The organism is Candidatus Pelagisphaera phototrophica, assembly GCF_014529625.1.
Classification (GTDB): Bacteria; Verrucomicrobiota; Verrucomicrobiia; order Opitutales; family Opitutaceae; genus Pelagisphaera; species Pelagisphaera phototrophica.
This window is the reverse complement of sequence record NZ_CP076039.1, coordinates 1,771,165-1,790,776: the sequence shown is the minus strand read 5'-3', so window position 1 is coordinate 1,790,776 and position 19,612 is coordinate 1,771,165. Positions and strand designations below refer to the sequence as shown.

The 19,612-nt window shown below is 49.9% G+C and carries 13 protein-coding genes; 8 read left to right on the top strand and 5 right to left on the bottom strand.

Annotated elements, in window-relative coordinates; translation table 11 throughout:
• Positions 1 to 34 precede the first annotated feature (34 nt).
• The 5 genes from GA004_RS07620 to GA004_RS07600 all read left to right on the top strand — a co-directional run bounded on the left by GA004_RS07620 (position 35) and on the right by GA004_RS07600 (position 8,209).
• Positions 35 to 3,262, top strand: a complete 3,228-nt coding sequence (locus GA004_RS07620) for a PSD1 and planctomycete cytochrome C domain-containing protein (protein WP_283396727.1) — start codon at positions 35 to 37, stop codon at positions 3,260 to 3,262.
• A 9-nt stretch (positions 3,263 to 3,271) separates the two neighbouring features.
• Positions 3,272 to 4,738, top strand: coding sequence for a DUF1501 domain-containing protein (locus GA004_RS07615; protein ID WP_283396726.1), 1,467 nt, complete (start codon positions 3,272 to 3,274; stop codon positions 4,736 to 4,738).
• 279 nt (positions 4,739 to 5,017) lie between these two features.
• The gene (locus GA004_RS07610) at positions 5,018 to 5,578 is read left to right on the top strand and encodes a type IV pilus modification PilV family protein (RefSeq protein ID WP_283396725.1); all 561 of its coding nucleotides are present in this window, start codon (positions 5,018 to 5,020) and stop codon (positions 5,576 to 5,578) included.
• Between the two features lie 4 nt (positions 5,579 to 5,582).
• Positions 5,583 to 6,221 carry a PilW family protein gene (locus tag GA004_RS07605; protein WP_283396724.1) on the top strand — a complete coding sequence of 213 codons (639 nt, stop codon included), beginning with the start codon at positions 5,583 to 5,585 and terminating at the stop codon, positions 6,219 to 6,221.
• Between the two features lie 17 nt (positions 6,222 to 6,238).
• Complete coding sequence (locus GA004_RS07600) at positions 6,239 to 8,209, top strand: hypothetical protein (RefSeq protein ID WP_283396723.1); 1,971 nt, start codon at positions 6,239 to 6,241, stop codon at positions 8,207 to 8,209.
• A gap of 497 nt (positions 8,210 to 8,706) precedes the next feature.
• On the opposite strand, the gene GA004_RS07595 is transcribed toward GA004_RS07600, so the two are convergent.
• The 3 genes from GA004_RS07595 to GA004_RS07585 all read right to left on the bottom strand — a co-directional run bounded on the left by GA004_RS07595 (position 8,707) and on the right by GA004_RS07585 (position 10,946).
• The gene (locus GA004_RS07595; RefSeq protein ID WP_283396722.1) at positions 8,707 to 10,119 is read right to left on the bottom strand and encodes an alkaline phosphatase D family protein; all 1,413 of its coding nucleotides are present in this window, start codon (positions 10,117 to 10,119) and stop codon (positions 8,707 to 8,709) included.
• A gap of 214 nt (positions 10,120 to 10,333) precedes the next feature.
• Positions 10,334 to 10,678, bottom strand: coding sequence for a hypothetical protein (locus GA004_RS07590; RefSeq protein ID WP_283396721.1), 345 nt, complete (start codon positions 10,676 to 10,678; stop codon positions 10,334 to 10,336).
• 79 nt (positions 10,679 to 10,757) lie between these two features.
• Positions 10,758 to 10,946 (bottom strand): hypothetical protein, encoded by a 189-nt coding sequence (locus GA004_RS07585; protein WP_283396720.1) that lies wholly within the window; start codon positions 10,944 to 10,946, stop codon positions 10,758 to 10,760.
• A gap of 664 nt (positions 10,947 to 11,610) precedes the next feature.
• Here GA004_RS07585 and GA004_RS07580 point away from each other — a divergent pair.
• Entirely contained in the window at positions 11,611 to 13,083 is a 1,473-nt protein-coding gene (locus GA004_RS07580; protein WP_283396719.1) for a sulfatase, read from the top strand.
• A 43-nt stretch (positions 13,084 to 13,126) separates the two neighbouring features.
• Positions 13,127 to 13,873 (top strand): ThuA domain-containing protein, encoded by a 747-nt coding sequence (locus GA004_RS07575; protein WP_283396718.1) that lies wholly within the window; start codon positions 13,127 to 13,129, stop codon positions 13,871 to 13,873.
• A 190-nt stretch (positions 13,874 to 14,063) separates the two neighbouring features.
• Here GA004_RS07575 and GA004_RS07570 read toward each other — a convergent pair whose 3' ends face one another.
• Complete coding sequence (locus GA004_RS07570) at positions 14,064 to 16,691, bottom strand: c-type cytochrome (protein WP_283396717.1); 2,628 nt, start codon at positions 16,689 to 16,691, stop codon at positions 14,064 to 14,066.
• 2 nt (positions 16,692 to 16,693) lie between these two features.
• Positions 16,694 to 18,169: a sulfatase family protein gene (locus tag GA004_RS07565; RefSeq protein WP_283396716.1), complete on the bottom strand. Its 1,476-nt coding sequence runs from the start codon at positions 18,167 to 18,169 to the stop codon at positions 16,694 to 16,696.
• A gap of 122 nt (positions 18,170 to 18,291) precedes the next feature.
• On the opposite strand from GA004_RS07565, the gene GA004_RS07560 reads away from it, so the two are divergent.
• Positions 18,292 to 19,575 (top strand): enolase C-terminal domain-like protein, encoded by a 1,284-nt coding sequence (locus GA004_RS07560; protein WP_283396715.1) that lies wholly within the window; start codon positions 18,292 to 18,294, stop codon positions 19,573 to 19,575.
• The last annotated feature ends 37 nt before the right edge of the window (positions 19,576 to 19,612 follow it).

Genomic DNA, 19,612 nt, shown 5'->3' with positions numbered 1-19,612 from the left:
AATGAAACTTTTCTTCGCACGCTTAAAAGCAACTATGAATCGTAGAAACCACCCGTTCTTAGTTAGATCCCTTGCCTACATAGCCGTAGTTCAGTTCCTTGCCGCAAACACCGGAGCCAAAACCGTCAGTTTCAACAAGGACATTCGTCCTATTCTTTCTGAAAACTGCTACGCTTGCCATGGACCCGACGCGGAATCGCGCGAGGCTGATCTTAGACTTGACATCGAAGCCCACGCTTTCCAATCGCATGGCAAGTACGATCCAGCGATTGTGCGCGGAAATCCATACGAGAGCCCCCTCTATCAGCGCATTACCACCTCAGACGAGGATGATAAAATGCCGCCACCAGATTCACACAAGATTCTAAAAGAATCGGAGATAGAGCTCGTCGCTAAATGGATCGAGGAAGGGGCCAAATGGGAGGGACACTGGGCTTTCGGCCAGCCCGAAAAGCCAGAAGTACCCAATGCGCCTTGGGGCAACAACGAGATCGACGCTTTTCTACATGAAGCCATGTTAAACAAGGGCCTTGAACCTAACGATAAAGCAGATCGACCCACCCTAGCTCGACGTTTGTCCCTCGATTTAACAGGTCTTCCCCCAAGCCCTGAACTGGTTGAGGAATTCGTGAAAGATGCTTCACCCAACGCCTACGAGCGACTCGTGGACAGGTTGCTAAAAAGCAATACCTACGGTGAGCACCAAGCTCGTATCTGGCTCGATGCGGCTCGCTACGCAGACACGCACGGACTCCATTTGGACAACTATCGCGAAATATGGCCCTATCGCGACTGGGTCGTAAAAGCATTCAACGACAACAAGCCTTTCGACCAGTTCACTGTCGAGCAAATCGCGGGCGATTTGCTGCCGAAACCCACCCTCGATCAGCGGCTTGCTACTGGCTTTAATCGATGCAACCCCACCACCAGCGAAGGCGGAGCCATCGACGAAGAATACCGGGCGATCTACGCAAAGGACCGCGTGGAGACCACAGCTACTGTTTTCATGGGATTGACCATGGGATGCGCCTCTTGCCATGACCACAAATTTGATCCGATCACCATGACGGATTTTTACCGTTTCTCCGCCTTCTTTAACAATTTTGACGGGCCCATTATGGACGGAAATGCCTATGATACGAGACCCGTTGTGACAATTCCAAAACCAGAACACACCAATGATTGGATACAAGTTTCTAATGAGCGGGAAGCATTGAGCGAAGCAGTAAAAAAGCTCAAGGAAAACAAAGGAGCTACCTTAACCGCATGGAAAAAGGACGAGGGTCGCGAGTACAAAACGTTCACGCCTGACTTCAAACCTTCATTCGAGCTGCTACTCAAAATCGATAATGAAGAGACTGAAACCAAACCGAAGAAGCCATCCCACCCGACATTGGATATTTCGATGGGCGAGCAAATCGATCTGGTGCGACAGGGATTCGAATTTAACCCCGATAGACCGTTCACCATTTCCTGCAATTTGAAACTGCCTGTGGAGGAGGGAGAGAAACAGGGCCGCATACCTGTAGTGAGGCAATTTGATGGCAACCGAGGCTGGCGGCTTGCAGTGGCAAACTCCAACCCCTCATTTCCCAATCGCTATCAGATTACGTTTGAGTTGATTCACTCCCTCAAGGACAGCAAAATGATTTCGGCCACTACCAAGGCAGAACGCCTCAATCCAAGGGAGTTTAGCAACACCATCATACATGTCACCTATGATGGATCAGGCTCGGTAGCGGGACTCTCTATACGTACCGGATCTCGCCAGCCGTTCGACTACAGCAAGGTGATCGACAATCTTTCGGGAAGTGCCGCAGTGGAAGCTCCACTACAAATCGGAAACTTCTCAACAGGACTGATCGACCCGGGACTCGCTGCCAAGAGCTATAAAACTGGCTATTACGACAAAAGCAGTGACGGTCCAAAGACCGGCAGTATCAATTCCCTTAAAGTCTTCGACCGTCCAATATATCCCTTCCAATCTGGCAGTGGGGCTACCGTGAAAAGGATCAAAGAACTCTTGAATACTCCCGAGGAACGTCACCGGAGCAGAGATAAAAATCAGATAGAAGAATATTACTTTACCAATTTCGTTCCCGAATATCGGGAGCTCAAGTACAAGCAGGCGATCAATGAAATGGACTACAACCATATCTACGATCAGGCAACGGTCTCGCTTGTCATGGAAGAAAAGGACTCGCCTCCCACCGCCAGGATACTGGAAAGAGGCGAGTATGACAAACTAGGGAAAGAGGTTTTCGCGGATGTACCCGAATCTCTCGGCGGACTTCCCCCAGATGCGACAAAAAACCGGCTGGGTCTCGCCAACTGGCTCGTTGATCCGCGAAATCCGCTTACCGCTAGAGTAACCGTCAACCGCTTTTGGCAGAACTTCTTCGGTACGGGTATTGTCGCTACATCGGAAGACTTTGGGATTATGGGAGAAAATCCGACTCACCCGGAACTCCTGGATTGGCTGGCCATTCGCTTTCGGGAAGAAAGCTGGGATGTGAAGTCCTTTTTCAAAACTTTGGTAATGAGCGCCGCCTACCAGCAGGAGTCAACGATCACACCTGAGGAACTAGCGATTGATCGCGAAAATAGGTACCTTGCGAGAGGACCGAGGTATCGGCTGGATGGAGAAGTTTTACGTGACAAGGTTCTATTTGTGAGCGGAAGCCTCAATTCTGCCGTAGGAGGTCCACCTGTTAAGCCCTACCAGCCTGAGGGCATTTGGAATGCAGTGGCCTATTCCGATAGCAACACCGCCCATTTCTTTCAGGATTCGGGAGAGGCCTTGTATCGAAGAAGCTTGTACACTTTCTGGAAACGTACCGCACCACCTCCCAATATGGTCGTGTTCGACGTACCTTCCCGAGAAAACTGTAATGTTAGGCGAGAGAGAACTAACACACCTTTGCAAGCACTCACCCTCATGAACGATCCTCAGTTCGTTGAAGCCGCCCGACAATTGGCGGAACGCGTATTGACGCATCATGATGGCTCAGTTGGCGAACGTATTTCTCAAATGTACGCCTATGCATTCGGAAATATGCCTGCAGACAAACACAAGGAAATCCTTGAGCGATCTTACCGAAAATTCCATTCCTCTTTCATTGAAGGAAGGTCCGATGCCCAAGCCTTCATACAAGTCGGGGACTCAACTCCTAGGTCCGACCACCATCTTATAGAGCTTGCTTCCTATACCATGGTTGCCAATCAGATAATGAATCTCGATTCCTTTATCACTAAGTACTAGACTCCTGATATGAACCCAATCGACGAATACGTATCCTTTGAAACCCGTCGGCAATTCCTCGGTAAGGCTGCCAAAGGTCTTGGCATCGCCGCGTTGGCTTCCATTGTTGGACCTGGTCTGAGAGGCAGCGCCAGTCGATCCCCAGGCTTTGGGCCTGGCACACTGGGCATGACCCATTTCCCAGCGAAAGCCAAGCGCGGTATCTATCTTTTCATGTCCGGCGCCCCTTCCCAGCTAGACATGTACGATTACAAGCCGGAGATGCAGTCCATGTTCGACAAAGATCTGCCCGATTCGGTCCGTCGCGGTCAACGCCTTACTACAATGACGTCGGGACAGGCGAGGTTCCCTATCGCTCCAAGTATATTCGACTTTGAACAGGTTGGAAAATCAGGGGCCTGGATCAGTGAGCTTCTCCCCTATACCAAAAAGATCGTCGACGATATCGCTATTGTTAAGTCAATATGGACCGAGGCGATCAACCACGATCCAGCCATCACCTATATTCAGACAGGCAACCAAATACCTGGCCGACCCAGCCTAGGAGCATGGTTAAGCTACGGTTTGGGTAGCTTGAATGAAAATCTGCCCACCTTTGTAGTGTTGAATTCCACATGGACCGGGCGCAAAGAAGCACAGGCGCTCTTTTCCCGCTTGTGGGGTGCCGGACCTCTTCCCTCAGAGCACCAAGGGGTGAGCCTGCGGTCCAAGGGTGACCCGGTCCTGTATTTGACTGACCCAAATGGGATCAGCCGAGAGACCCGGCGTGACATGCTCGACGGTGTCAATGAGATCAACGAGGACTTGTATCATGAGTTTGGAGATCCTGAAACACATGCTCGCATTTCCCAGTATGAGATGGCGTTTCGCATGCAAAGCAGCGTCCCGGACCTCACCGATCTTTCCGACGAACCTGACTATATTTTCGACTTGTACGGCCCTGACGCAAAAGTTCCGGGTACGTTCGCCTACAATTGTCTCATGGCACGCCGACTCGCCGAGAAAGGCGTGCGTTTCTCGCAAATATTTCACCGCGGATGGGACCAGCACGGAGTGCTTCCGAAAGACTTACCAAACCAGTGCAAAGACGTCGACCAAGCAAGCTATGCGTTGATCACTGACCTAAAACAACGCGGAATGCTGGATGACACCCTCGTTATCTGGGGGGGCGAGTTCGGCAGAACCCTTTACTGCCAAGGCACGCTCACTGAATCAAACTACGGCAGAGACCACCACCCCAAATGCTACACAAAGTGGATTGCGGGCGCTGGTGTAAAAGGCGGCACTGTTTATGGAGAAACGGACGATTTTGGATACAATATCGTCAAAGACCCAGTTCATATTCGTGACCTCAATGCTACCATTTTAAATCGTTTTGGAGTCGACCATCAGCAGCTTTCATTCAAGCACCAAGGTCTGGACTTAAGACTGACCGGTGTCGAATACGCTAGAGTCGTAAATCAGATTCTTGCTTAAAATTGAGTTTTCGCTCACCCTAAGCTTTCAATAGCTTCGGCAAAGAACCCAATTCAGATTGGGCAATCACTTCCCCTTGAGCGGGTAAATATTTTCTCCAAACTCCATTTTATTCGAGTGCTGGTATCACCGAAAACCCCTAATACTAATTAGAATCCCGTGAGTGATTTCGCTCAACTTTGAGATTCAGTCGCCGTATTGCGCTCAAATTGACCGCTTTATCTTATAACTCTCCCCTCATTGTCGTTTGCTGACGTGCAGAACAATCCGCTTTTACCTATGGCTAACCGGCAACGAACCTACCGCTCCAAAATCTTTTTCAATAAATCCGGCGTTACCTTGGTTGAAATCATGGTGGCGATGGTTATTCTTGGCTTTTCCGGACTTGCTCTCCTGACCGGGCTCATGCAGTCACGGCGCTACACAGAGTTGGCGATACACGAGAACACTGCATTAACGATCGGCCAGGGCTACATCGAACAAATTAAGAACATGGAGTTCGCCTCCCTAGACGAAGCCGTTCTTACCACGTTGTTCCACGAAGGAGTCGCTGACACCTTGTCAGTATCTCCATTATCTACCGACCCCACCGATGGAAATGCGGGAACCGATATTAAAAACAGTAAGCGGATTGATATTAAAAATACTCCTGACGATACCACCGATGACTTGAGTTTCGATGTCTATGTTTACATCGAAAATATCACGAATGCGGCAAACAAAGTCGGAGAAGCCCGACGGATTCTACTTAGATACGAATACTCATTCAGCGACAGCTATCGGACAGTAAACAACTCTAACACACTTTACGCAATCCGTTCCGATGTTCCAACCTTTTAGCATTATGACTTTCTCACGTAAAGCTGCACAAAAGAGCGCACTCCATCCAAAGGCCGGAGTTACACTCACCGAGTTGTTGATTGGAATGACGATCTCGGCCGTCGTACTTGGAGGAGCCATTCCCCTTTTCCTAATGGGATCAACCACTGCGGCAAACGGCATGGGAAGGCTCCTCATCAATCGCGATATTCGCAACTTCACCAACGAGATGATCGAGAACGCTCGGTACGCTGACTATTTCAAAACATATACTTCCTTCTCTGACAGAACAGAACAAAACGACGGAGGTTCCGGCGATTTCCTCATTCTGGTCCACAGAGATGTGAGCGATCCCGACAAGATAGGTCGAGTCATCGGATACTACCGCTACACGCTTTCTGAGGAAGCGGAGGGGCCAGTGCTCATGTTCGACAACAAATACAGTCCCAGCACCTCAACCGACCTCGGTACCCTGCTTCCTGGAGCAGACACAAAAGGAACCCATGGAGAAATCATCGAACTGTCGAAAGGTCTCAGTGATGGAAAACTATTCTACAACTTCTATGATCGAAGCGTCGTCGTCCGGGGAGAGATTATTCACATTGGAGCAGTAGGCGAGCAAGTAACTAACACCTACAACTTCACCGTCTCGCCAAGGGGTTAGAGTTTAACGAAACGCCAATGACTCATCCATCTCAGAAACGTAAAGGATCAGCCCTAATCACCACCATAGTATTAGTCGGAGTACTTGCAGTCGCAATGGCTTCGCTTCTCAAATACTCCGTTACGGAGAATCGAATCAATCATCGACACAAGCTTCGTACCCAATCTGAAAATACAGCGGAAGCTGTCGTCGAGTACGGATTTGCACAACTTTCCCACTCATTCGACAATAACACCACTGTTGCTTCCAACACTTTTAATTCGAGCGGTTCCGGGGCACTTGCCTTGCCCCCAAAGGCGAGTCTGGGATCCAATGTTGACTACGCCAAATTGGCAGTTTTTGCCAGCACGGTTCCAACCAGCAGTCTGACTTACATTGATCCTAAAGAGCCGGACAACATGTTCGATCCCTTGAAAGGAAAGTATGTCAGGGCCTTTGATGTGACCGTCTACGGGAAAGCGACAATTAATGACCCAAATGGCGGCCCACAAATTAGTACCCACGTTTCGCAAACATTCCAGGTCAGAGACACACCGCTATTTTCTCACGCTATCTTCTACAACCTCGATCTGGATATCCATCCAGGTCCGGAAATGGCCGTCTATGGACCCGTTCATACTAATGGAAATCTAAGATTAGCTCCCATCGGCGGATTAAGCTTTCACGATATCGTGACGGCAACTGGCAATGTTTACCACCATCTTGAGCATCTCGGGGCCAGTACTCGGCGGGGGGCCGTCAATTTCATGGACGAGAGCGGAGCATCTAGAAATATGATGATTGGCGGTGTTTGGATGGATTCAGAAATGGGAACGGGAGCTCTCAATGACAAATTTCGGAGTTTTGCATCGAATCGCTGGCAAGGCAATCTACAGACAAAGGCACATGGCGTTCCAGTTTTCAATCCAGTTGCATTCCCTGACTATGAACCAGACGACCTAGGGACGGCAGCCTACGACCCAGTAAACTCTGGAAGGGCCATAATCGAACCACCCCTTCCCAATAGCCATCCTGAATACAAAGTAGAAATTGAAATTCAGAAAATGTCTAACAAGGCTGGACTTTACTTCAAGTGGGACACCACCACGAATTCGGTCACGGCATATGATGGCAGCGGAAGCCCGCTAGATATCAGTTCATTAGAAGGGACATTGTGGGAGCATAAACCGGATGTGATGAAGGATCACAGAAGGTCGCAAGACATCACTCTTATAGACATCAATACTGGGAAATTGAAGCAATTGATCGAATCACCAGATACGTCTGACTCAGTGCTTCACATCGGCGGATACGACCCCGCAACAGACTGGAACGGCGTTGTATATTTCGAATGCACTAGCTCCGATCTGGATTCGGCTGCTGCTAAGAATTTGAATTTTTCCGGTATCCGATTGCATGGGGCCGAAACAGATGTACCTAGCGAAGGTATTCCTAGTCGAGGATTCAATCCTGGTATGAGTTTTGTCACAAACAATGCACTGTATCTGCGTGGTCACTTCAACTCGGATGGATATACAGCGACGACAAGCGCCTATACACCTGAGACAGGAGAAGTTCCTGTCGCAGTCATGGCGGATTCTGTTATATTTCTCTCAGAAAATTGGGACGACTCAGTCACTAGCATGATTCCCCCTGCAGTCACTACTGAATACGCAACAGCGGTCGTCGGTGGAATCCGTCCTTCAAATGTTCAAGGTGACGGTAGTCAGAGCGGAGGGAACGAAAATTTTCCGCGTTTTCTTGAGAACTGGGGTGGTGAAGATTTCTACTTACGAGGTTCTATGGTCTGTCTTTACGAATCGGAAGTGGATTTTTCTATCTGGGGGCATACTTCATACTACCGTCCTCCCTATCGAGAATACGGATTCAATAAATTGTTTGCCACAGGTGCCTACCCTCCGGGAACACCACTATTCAGAACTTACCGAAGAACAAACTACACGAATTTATTACCTTCTAAATTTAACACAGTCACCTCTAGCCTTTAACTTCATGATTGTAGAAATGACGCGACAGAATAAACTATTAAAAATCAATATAGTATAGAATTTTTTAAATACGTTTTGCAATGACTCATTCAGCAAACGCGGTTCAGCCCTAATCACCACCATAGTGCTAGTCGGATTGCTTGCAGTCGCAATGGCTTAGCTACTCAAATACTCCGTTACGGAAAATTGGAATGATTCCAACACCAGTCTAGAGCCAAGTGCCGTCACAACCGAGATTTCCGCCGCCGTCGTTTCAGGAATTCGCCCACAAAATGTACAAGGAGATAATTCCTACATTAGTGGTGCCCACAATTGGCACCGGCGGCGCCACTCTTAACAAATGTTCTTCTATTCATATAAATGTATCTTCGGTTAGCGATCAATCTGACTTATTTAAATATAATTGCGGGCTAATCGCCGCTTATTGGACAGGCAAAGTATCATAAATCTCCGCGATACAAGCGGTATCAATCACGATGATTGCAGATGGGAATGGCCTACTCACCCCAAAAAAGGTCTTCATTCACAATTTCACCATGCACGTCATGGTGCCGTAATACGATTCGGGGCTTACCATTGTCACGATCCACACTCACGCTGAGAAACCCTCCCTTAATTCGCAGAAACCGATGCTCGTCGGTCCGAAGCTCTTGCTTGAATCCGCCCGCGTGCATGTCTGACCCCGCCCCGCAAGAATACTCTCGCGCACCCGTTTCACGATCTACGGACACATATTGCCAGTGGCGGTCCCCGTTGAGGATGAACGCGTTCTTCTGCTTCCCCATAAAGGACCGGATCTCATCGCCTTCGTGAGTGAAGTTCTTGTTGGAATGGTTGTCCTTTTTCTTCACCCGATCCGGCCCGACTATGGGGTTTGGATTAATCAGGATTCGGAAAGCCGCATCAGACTCGGAAAAGGTTTTGTAGAACCATGCTTTCTGAACTTCGCCCCAAATAGTTTTGTTTGGGCCATCCGGAGTTTCGTTTCGGCTCCGGTAGTCCCGCCCTTCCATCATCCAAACTTGCAGATCCTTGCCCCATCGAACGGTCCGGTAGGGCTTTTCCCCCATCGGGAAGATCTCGTTAAAAATTTCAATTCCCCGATCCCAAGTCAGCTCGCCATAGGTATCTCCGGGTCCACAGTCATTCTTGAGCAAATCGTGATCGTCTTTCATGAAGTACGCCGGAACCTGACGATAGAATTCTCGAAAGTTTGGCAGACCAAACAGACGATCCCACTTGTAGTAGGCGAGCTCCTCCGTCTTCGCCCATGGCCCAGGCTTGTCGTAATACTCTATGTCTCCCGCATTGACAAGAAAATCCGGCTGTACCGTATCCAAGATTGCAGGATAAATATAGTGCCCGTTCACAAGGTCATCCCTCCTCGGGAAGTCATGGCAGGTCACCAACGCAAAGCTTACCTTTTCCGCCTTGTCCCGATCGGGAGCAGTCCTAACCCCCCCCATCACCTCCACGCTAGGACGCGTTTCTCCCAATCCTCGGCCCTCTACCTTAAGGTTGTATCGCGTCCAGGGCGAGAGCCCTTCTACCTTTACGGCAACGCTGTAGTTTCGCTTTGCAGTCACAGGCACCCAGTCCAGCGTTATCCGCTTAGATCGATTACTGTTGGGCCAATAGGAAATGCGAACCTCTCCCGTTGCTCCAATAGCACTGTATTGCATATCGCCCAACGTCTTTCCCGCCGGGACGGCTTCGTCATCCTTTTCCCAGGTTTCCCCATCCAGTCGATAGGTTTGGTCCTTCGTTAAGCGCATCCAGACAGTTGCTGAGTCCTGATCCACCTCTCCAATCTTGATTCCATTAGCCATGAAAGGGCCCGTAGATGTCTGACCGAACGAAGCGACTCCGATGATGAGACTTGCGAAAAGGGGAATACAGTAAATTTTCATGTTGAGTATGAGGTAAACGAATTGGGGCCTGCCGAAATCCAGACCACCTAATTGCTCTTCAATTCCCCAACGAGGGCAATTCAATTCTTCCCGCCAGCATAAGGGCCCCTAACGTCTTTGGGCTAAGCGAGCGAATCCTCATTCTTATCGCAAGACAAAAGCCCGGGCCTGATACGCCCAAGGCGCATTCAGAACCAGGACCATCCAACTGCGACTAAAACATAGGGACTGCCGGGGTTTCATAATCCCTAGGCTTGCCATAGTAGTCGTACAATTTTTGATTTTCGTCTTCATTGACAGGATCAAAGGGGTCGAAACGAGGGGCCATTTCAATTTGCTTTCTCAGCAAATCAACTCTGGCGGTCTTGTTCCACCAATCAAACCCTTCGACCCATCCAATTTCGATCAACGACGACCTTCCAGGGAGCCAATTCTTGGTATCGATGGCCAAATACTGGAGCCTCCAGTTCTCTTCTTCGATAATGAAGACCTCCACGTGGCCGAACAAGTCATCATTCGCTTCGATATGGTATCCGAGGATCTCGTAAGCCGAGCGCAAATGCTTTCCTTCGATGCGCCTCGCTCTTGGGAGTGACCTCCGTTGTCATCGCAGGAGGAACGGTTGACCCTCCAAACAATTAGGGATCCATCCAGTACGATGGAAGATCGTAATACTTGGTATACTCTTCCTCGTACTGCATGCATAAGGGGGTAACCGTTTTGAGCTCTGGCGAACCTTCAAGCTGACCCTTAGTCAGGTCGATTTTGATACCGTTTCCGATCCATCCGGTTTCAGGCTTCTTCAGGTAGTACGGGGTCAAGAGCACTTTTTTCCCCTGAAAGCTACGTTCCCGTATCCGCCACTATGTAGCGGAGACGCCAATACCAATCGCCGAAAAGCACGTCTTTCACTTTCCCGATCCTGCCATCTACTGTTTCGATGGGATATCCAATTAGGTCTTTAACACTTCTGAGCGTTGTCTTTATCCTTACATTTTGGTTTCTACTAATTCGCTATTTACTCCAGCGAGCGCTTCACTTTTGTTTTCCTCAAAAACTTTTTTCGCTTGGTCGACGCGTTCTTTCGGTACCTTAAAGAGCCACTCCGTGTTTTCAATTTCAAGTGCCCACTCCCATGAATCCGAATTCGACACCGACATTTCAGCGACATCCAACTCGAGTTCTTCGACTTCTTTCTTTAGATCGTCTTAGATAATCGATTTTCATCCTTATGTGCCCTTGCATTTTCATCAGCTTCTTTCGCTTTTCTGTCGTACTAAATCATTGACTAAAATATCTCACGAAACGTCGTTTTCGCATCGCATATTCGGCTTTCAACTAGGCAAATATTCATCAAATCTAGTAAGAGGAGCCACGCAGCCAGCAGAAGGAAAAACACTTGCCCCGCTACCGAAACGCTCCCATCAACATCCCTGGCATCGTAACGCACGTATAATACAATGAAAATCTTCTTCCCTTCAAGCGAACCCGATGAAAAATCCAAAAAGATCTCTTAAAATCGCCATCATTTTAGCGATTGCCTGCATCTACTCCGCGATCCTTTCTGTAGCCGGAAAACCAAACGTACTTTTCATCGCTATTGATGATCTGAACGACTGGGTCGGCTGCCTCGACGGCCACCCTAACACCAAGACCCCAAACATTGACCGCCTCGCGAAGCAAGGCGTGCTTTTTGAAAATGCCCATTGCCAGGCCCCTATCTGCGGCCCTAGCCGCGCTTCGATCTTCACAGGTCTCTACCCATCGTCTACCGGCATTTATCTGCAGATAAAAGACAAGGATCTAAAATCGAGCCACCCTCTTGCGGAAAAATGCACTCTGATTCCTGATTATTTTGAGAATCACGGATACAAAACCATGGCGGTAGGCAAACTCTACCATGGGGGTGACGCCGCCAGTACTTTCGACGAATATGGGGGACGCTTCGAGTGGTTCGGGCCAAAACCCGAAAAACGATTCAAGTTCGACCCAGACTGGTATGACCACAAAATTGGCAGTACCCAAACCGACTGGGGGGCTTACCCCGATAACGACGAGGAAATGACCGACTACAAGGTCGCTAAATGGGCAGTTGAAAAGCTCGGGCAGTCTCACGAAAAACCCTTCTTCCTCGCGGTGGGTTTTCTACGCCCGCACGTACCGTGGTACGCGCCTCCTAAATGGTTTGATCACCATCCACTGGATACCATTGAATTACCGCCTTACAAGAAAAACGACTACGATGATATTCCCATAGGGGGCCAACAAGTGGCAGATGTTTCCATGATGCCTACGACTGAGGAACTGATTAAAAATGGCGAATGGAAGAAAGCTGTACAGGCATATCTTACCTGTATCACCTGGGTAGACTACCAAGTCGGGAAGGTTCTCGATGCTCTCGACACCAGCCCTCACGCCGACAACACCCTCATCGTGCTATGGTCAGACCATGGCTACCATTTAGGTGAGAAAAACCGATTCGCCAAGCAAGCTATCTGGGAGCGAGACACAAGGGTACCACTCATTTTCGCAGGACTGGGAATTGAACCGAATCGCAGATCCAGTAGACCGGTTGGACTCATTGACATGTACCCCACCCTGGTCGAGTTGTGCGGACTGCCAGAGAATGAGATGAACGAAGGCACCAGCCTCGTTACGCTGCTCGAGGACGTAGAATCCCCAAAGGAGACACCTGCCATCACCGCATACGGCCCCTTCAACTACTCGATCAGGTCAGACCGGTATCGATACATTCGCTACGAGGATGGATCCGAAGAGCTTTACGACATGAAAAAGGACCCCAAAGAATGGACTAACCTTTCCCACAAAGAAAGCCTTCAATCAATCATAGCAGCTCATAAAAAGCACATCCCCACAAAGCCGGCCCGACTGGCTCCCGGTTCCTCCTACGACATCAATGAATACTTCATAAGCCGACAAAAAGACTGGCTTGAACTAGAATAAACAAACCCTTCAACAATAACTTTCCCTCGGAATTATATATTCAATGAAAATTACAAACCTTACACTTATCGCTTTCCTTTCCACTCTGATCGTAGGCTACTCAAAGCCAAGTGAAGACTCCCCCGTAAACGCGCTTCTTATTACCGGAGGATGCTGCCACGACTACGACTTCCAAAAGCAAGCCCTCACCACGGGCATCGCACAGCACGCGCCTATAGAGTGGACAATCGTCCAGGAAGGAGGAGAGTCCAGGGACTTTCAGTCCAAACTGTTCAACAATCCCGATTGGGCCAGGGAGTACGATGTGGTCGTCCACAATGAATGCTTCGCCCAAACGAAGGACCCTGCGTACATTTCGAAAATTGTGGACGCCCATCGGCAAGGTGTCTCTGCCGTCGTGATACACTGCGCGATGCATACCTACCGTGACGCCGAAGTGGATAACTGGCGTGAGTTCCTCGGAGTGACCACTCGAAGACATGACCACCAGAGCCGTTATCCCGTGACGGTTACCGCCCCAAATCACCCCATCATGGAAGACTTTCCAACTGACTGGGTTTCTCCCATGGACGAGCTCTACATCATCGAGAAGCTATGGCCCAACGCCAAAGCGCTCGCCACCGGGACCAGCGAAGAGACTAAGGATACCCATCCTGTATTTTGGACCAATGAATATGGAAAGGCCCGCGTATTCGGAACCACGTTCGGTCATACGAACGACACGATCGCCGATCCCCAATTTCAGGAAATCGTCAGTCGCGGTTTACTCTGGTCTGCAGGTCGGCTATAAAACCCAAACCAGGGCAAGACAATCAGTCACACCTAGATTTGCCTTCAGTCCCCCGCTTCTCCAATGCCATGCTTTTTAGCTTTGTCGCAAGGCGGCAAAGGCTTCGAGTGATTTCCGATAATTTGCTGCATATTGGAAGGGGCCATGATCGTGCCACTCCCGAGCATACTGAGAAATCAGATCCTCTGTCTCATCTCAAAGATCGGATAAACATCACCAGCGATTCTACGTCCTCGTCGCTCAAAATTCCCTTGTAAGAAGGCATACCGGCTTCTTGCCCATCGAAGCCCTCCGTAATAACCGCTGCAGGGTCTAGAATCGAAGTTCTCAAATACTCTTCGTCCACTCTCACGCTACCACCGCCCTTCAATTTGCGTCGACTTTTATAAGCACCTAGCCAAGTAGGCCCACTACGCCCTTCCGTAGAACCATCGATCGAGTGACATCCAACACAACCCATCTGGCTATAGAGCTGCTGTCCTCTAACAACTGATACAATTTTTTGACTGGTTTTCACGACGCGAGGAACCGGTTCAGATGCGAACAACTTCGAAAAGTTAATCAACTCGAATTTATAGTCTTTCAACCGAGTCCGGTTTAGCTCATTTATAGTAAAGTAGAGTGGCTGCCATTCCCCGAACAAGTTGTATTGAACTTCTAACTGCATTGTTTCGCGAACATCGTCGATCGCCAGAAATACGGACTTTCGGTCCTTTGAAAGCAATACCGAGTGCACCATCCACTCATCCACTCCGGGTTCTCCATCGCCCCTAAATTGAGGCGAACCGTATTCCTCTGTCCGCACATAATCCCAACTGCTTACCTGATAGATGGAAGGATCTCTTGCGAGTTCGGGTCCCAAAGTCTGTTCGAACGAAAGTCGGACACCATCCTTATAAACTTCTACACTACGAGGCAATACACTTTCGTGCGGCAGAAACCTCAATCGGCATAAGCCTTCCAGTCTAGGAGCAATAGAATCCCAGATCTGAAATCCGACGAAATAGGCGCTGCCATCCACTGGGTTCATCGCACCTTTCAACAAAGGCGTCTCAAATTCGATCGGCAACTGAGATCCAGCTGTCTGAACAAATCTAGGATCCTCTGGGACGAAAATCCTGAATAGGCTCGGTTTCTTGTAATCAATATAAAGTATCGAACCATCGAGGTCGCCCATTCGCTCATCCATTGGCCATATCTGCTCAATTCCCGACTGAGCAACGCGATGTGGAATCCATAGAGCGGGAGACTGAATCTCCGCGTCACCCTTAGAGGGCGCGCCTGGTTGGTAGCCGAGATAACTTCCTTTGCGAACGATATGGAACGGAGTAGAGGGAACCCAGTTCCCTTGCTGGTCGCTCGCAGTGATAATATCCTTGGTCGGATGGCCCGAGATATATCCATTGCGGAGTCCATACCCAAAGTATTCGACTTTCCTTCCATCAGCGGAAACCGACATGACCCGGCCGCTATGAACAGATTTCGCCGAGGCCTGTTGACCGCCCTTAACAATGATAAAGCTTCCATCAGGTCTCAACGCCAAGCTAAGCGGGTAGTCTCTTGTATCCGCGCTTTGGTTAAACCGATTGCTGAACATTTCATAGAAATCCGTTTCCCCATCGTTGTCATTGTCAACGAGCCGGGTAATTCCTAATCGGCTAAATACAAAAACCTCATCACCCCGTATGCGAATCGATTGCGGCTCATTAAATCCCGCCGCAATTCGCTTCCACTCGATCTGATTGTTTGCACTCCCCAGCCCTGAGATCCGATATACGTCTCCGTCAAAAGTCACTAACACCGCCTCGCCATCCGAGGAAAAATCAATCGCCACCGGCCGAATGCGACGTTTCCATGGATTAGGATAAGGAAGAATCGCTTCGTCGACGACATACGAGCCTTGCGGCTCTCCCAATTCTATCCCCGCCACTGCCGTATCCGACCATCGAGAGTTCGCTTTCCCCACTGCTACCAACTCACTTTCTTTGGAAGAAACTAAAGAGACACCAACTTTACTGAGGTTGTAGCCAACCGATAACAACTGAGGATTCCCACTCGCCGCAAGACGATAGAAAATTCGATTTCCTTCAGGGTCAGCTTCCAGATCACTTCCTCGATTAATTGCTTTACCGTCGCCTCCTTCCGCCAGGATCAATCGAATCTCTTCACTCAAACCATTGACTTCAATCGCACGCAGAACCACGAGATCACCGTCAATCTCCTTGGCTTGAAATCGCTCCCTAACCTTGCCATCGAAGAGCCGATAGTGCAAAACCGCTTCGTTTCCGGCATCTTCCATCCCCAGCCATTCTCCTGTCGTTGGATCCAGAGGACCGCGTCCTAGCTCTTTCGGGTCGACCCCTCTTGGTCTTGGATCCTCGAAACTCAACTGCCCGGCCTGCCAACCGGAGTAAAGCCCGGTTGAAAACACGACCCTACCCAAGGGTTGCGGGAGTTTGGACTGACCAGACCCCATCTTCCGAAGTGGCACTGGATAGGACAACATCGCCACTCCATTCGGCGAGAGATAGCCTCCCTGCCATATTCCTGCCACTCTCAGCAACTCTGTATCAAAGCAAACGAATACGTCGTGCTCGAGTGGAATCACGATTGCCCGAGGAATCAAATTGTCATCCGTTCCCGCAGGAGCCACGCCTCGCATGTCCACCGTAGCTTCGATAAACGGAAAATCCGTATCCAGAAACTCTTTATAGAGCGGCTCTGCATCTCGAGCCACGTACGGAGGCAATGCTAAAGCAACATTGACCCCGCCTAGGATCAAAAGAAGCCCGTAAAAAGCGCTCTTTACAAATTCCAATGTTATCTTGGTCCTCTCCGGTTGATGCTGGAAGCTCCCTTCGATTCCCCAGGAGTCTCTCCTCGAAAAGCACCATTCTGCACGACACGAACCCCGGTTTCCCGATGAAATTCGTCCGTCGAAATATGCTCAGGAATACTGTCCCCTGTTTGCTGTCTCCACTTCTTGAGTATCGCGGCCAGTTTCGCTTCAGTTTTCGATAATTTCGAATCTCCCGCTAAATTGTTGAGCTGGTGAGGATCTTTCTTTGTGTCATAGAATTCTACAACCGGCCGTGGTGCGAGAAAAACGTCGTTCTGGGCATTATCCAAAGCTTGCTCCTTCAAGGCTCGCTGTAATTCCAGATGCGAGTCTGACCGCACAGAATCAGCCGGTCCCTGCCAGGCTTTCTCAGGACGATCATTGACTATATACAAATGCGTCTCCGTCCGAACACTACGTCCCAACGCTTCGTAGTCATGCCAATTGTGTTCTGAAAAAGCGTAATTCCGAACGGTCTTCTCCCGATTGGAGAAAAGTGGCGCCAGGCTCACTCCCTGAAAAGTGGCCCCCGCCTTTCCCCCGGCCACTTCAATAGCCGTCGGGGCTAGGTCTATCACGCTGACCAGTCGATCGCTCTTACCACCATCGCTGATCCCGTTTGGCCAGTGAGCAACCAGTGCCGTCTTCATCCCCGAGTCATGCATGCGAGTCTTGGCTCGCGGGAAGGGCCGCCCGTTGTCTGAGAGAACAAAAATTAGCGTATCGTCCAAAACACCCTGGGCCTCAAGTTCCCCGACCACCGCACCAATGAAATGGTCGAAACGCGTCACTTCATTGTAGTAGGACGCCAGATCTCCCCTGGTCTTATCCGAATCTACAAGAAAGGGAGGTACTACGACCGCTGCGGGATCGATTTTGGGACCGTAGATCGCGTTGTCCCACTCAGTGTCTGCTTCCCAGGCGCGATGGGCATCATTCGAAGCAAACCAGAAGAAAAAGGGCTGATCTATCGGGCGCTCTTGCGTCACCCGAAGCCAGTTCGCATGCCCCCCTCGGTTCCCTTCGACTTTGCCTAAACTAATATCATCAAAGGGTGGCGTGTCTCGAGGATTCTCCCGCTTCATGTGGTTCTTCCCGGAAAGCGCCGTATAGTAGCCCTTTTCGCTCAATACCTCAGGAAGCCAGGGTAAATGATCCGCAATCGCCAAATGAAGCTCCGCGGCTTTGCCGTTGTTGTGCGGATACCTTCCCGTAACGATACTGGCACGGCTCGGACTGCAACTGCTCGCCGTCAAATAGGCATTCGTAAACTGCATTCCATTCGCAGCCAGACGGTCGATGTGGGGCGTCCTCGCCCCCGCGTTCCCGTAGCAACCGTAGTCGTTCCAACTAACATCATCGGAGATGAAAAATATAATGTTGGGAGATTTTCCCAGACCGATTTCCGAAGACAGAGACAGCATTACGAATATCGGGGCAAAAAAGAATCGCTTCATATAGAATACGAGAAAAACCAGTCCCTTTCTTGGTGCAATCTAAATGATCAGTTTGTAATTCAGAGAAACCCTGATTCTACTCCCTCCTCAATAACCTACAAATCCTTCGTTTTAGTTCCTCTATGAAGATCTCTCATTATCGAATTACCCCAATAGCTACAATTGATCCCCCACTCCGTGCCGCGTCCGGATTGCATGCCCCCTACGCACTTCGAGTAGTGCTTGAGCTATCCTGCGAGGACGGTCTCACGGGGATCAGCGAAATCCCTTGCACCGAAGGAGTTGTCGATTCTCTAATCCATATTTGCGCAGGACTGCTGGGCAGCGATCCCCTTCAGCTCACCCGTCTCCTGGAAAAAGCGGGTGAGCGGCTCACGACTCAAGAAGACTCGCGCGGCGATACTCCATGGGACAATCGAGTTTGGGTTCACTTAAGAAGCGCTCTCGAAGTCGCCTGCCTCGACTATTTAGGTAAGCGATTCGAGGTCCGGATGTGTGATTTGCTCGGCGGGGCGGTCCGAGACGAGGTTCCATTCGGCGCCTATCTTTTTTACAAGGAACCGGGCACCGGCGGAGAACTGAAATTTGGCATGAACGAAAGCGCCACAGGCTGGGCCGCCGCGCGACAGCAAGTAGCGAATACTCCGGATACCGTCGTCAAGCAAGCCCAGTCCATGATCGATACATTTGGCTTTAAGTCGATCAAACTCAAAGGCGGGGTATTTCCACCGGATGAAGAAGCCGACGCTATGCTGGCTCTGCGGGACGCGTTTGGCCCCGACGTTCCCCTCCGACTCGACCCCAACGCGGTCTGGACCGTCGAAACCGGAATTCGCATAGGCAAGAAGCTGGATTCAGTTCTTGAATACCTGGAAGACCCGGTTCGCGGCCAGAAAGCAATGGCCGAAGTGGGCAAAGCAATCGATTCCCCGCTAGCCACCAATATGTGCACCACGTCATTTGAGGATATTCCAAACGCAATTAAGGTCCATTCTGAAGACGTCATTTTGACCGACCACCACTTCTGGGGCGGGCTCAAGCCCTGTATTGAATTGTGCCGCATCTGCCAGACCTTTGGTCGGGCAATCTCAATGCATTCAAACAGCCATCTCGGAGTGTCGCTGGCCGCTATGGTCCACCTGGGAGCCTGTATCCCACAGCTCGACTATGACTTGGATACACACTACCCGTGGCAGTCCGACGAGATCATAGAAGGCGGTCGCCTGCCCTTCAAAAACGGCGCCATCCAAGTTCCAGATGGTCCAGGATTAGGCGTCACAATCAATCGAGCTGAATTGGACCGGCTTCATCAAAATTACCTCAAGTCAGGACTCTCGTTCCGGAATGACGAAGCCGAAATGCAGAAAATCGAGCCAGGATGGAAGTTTAAAGCAACCCGCTGGTAGCTGCAACCCACCACGTAAGACATTCCGTCTAAGCACA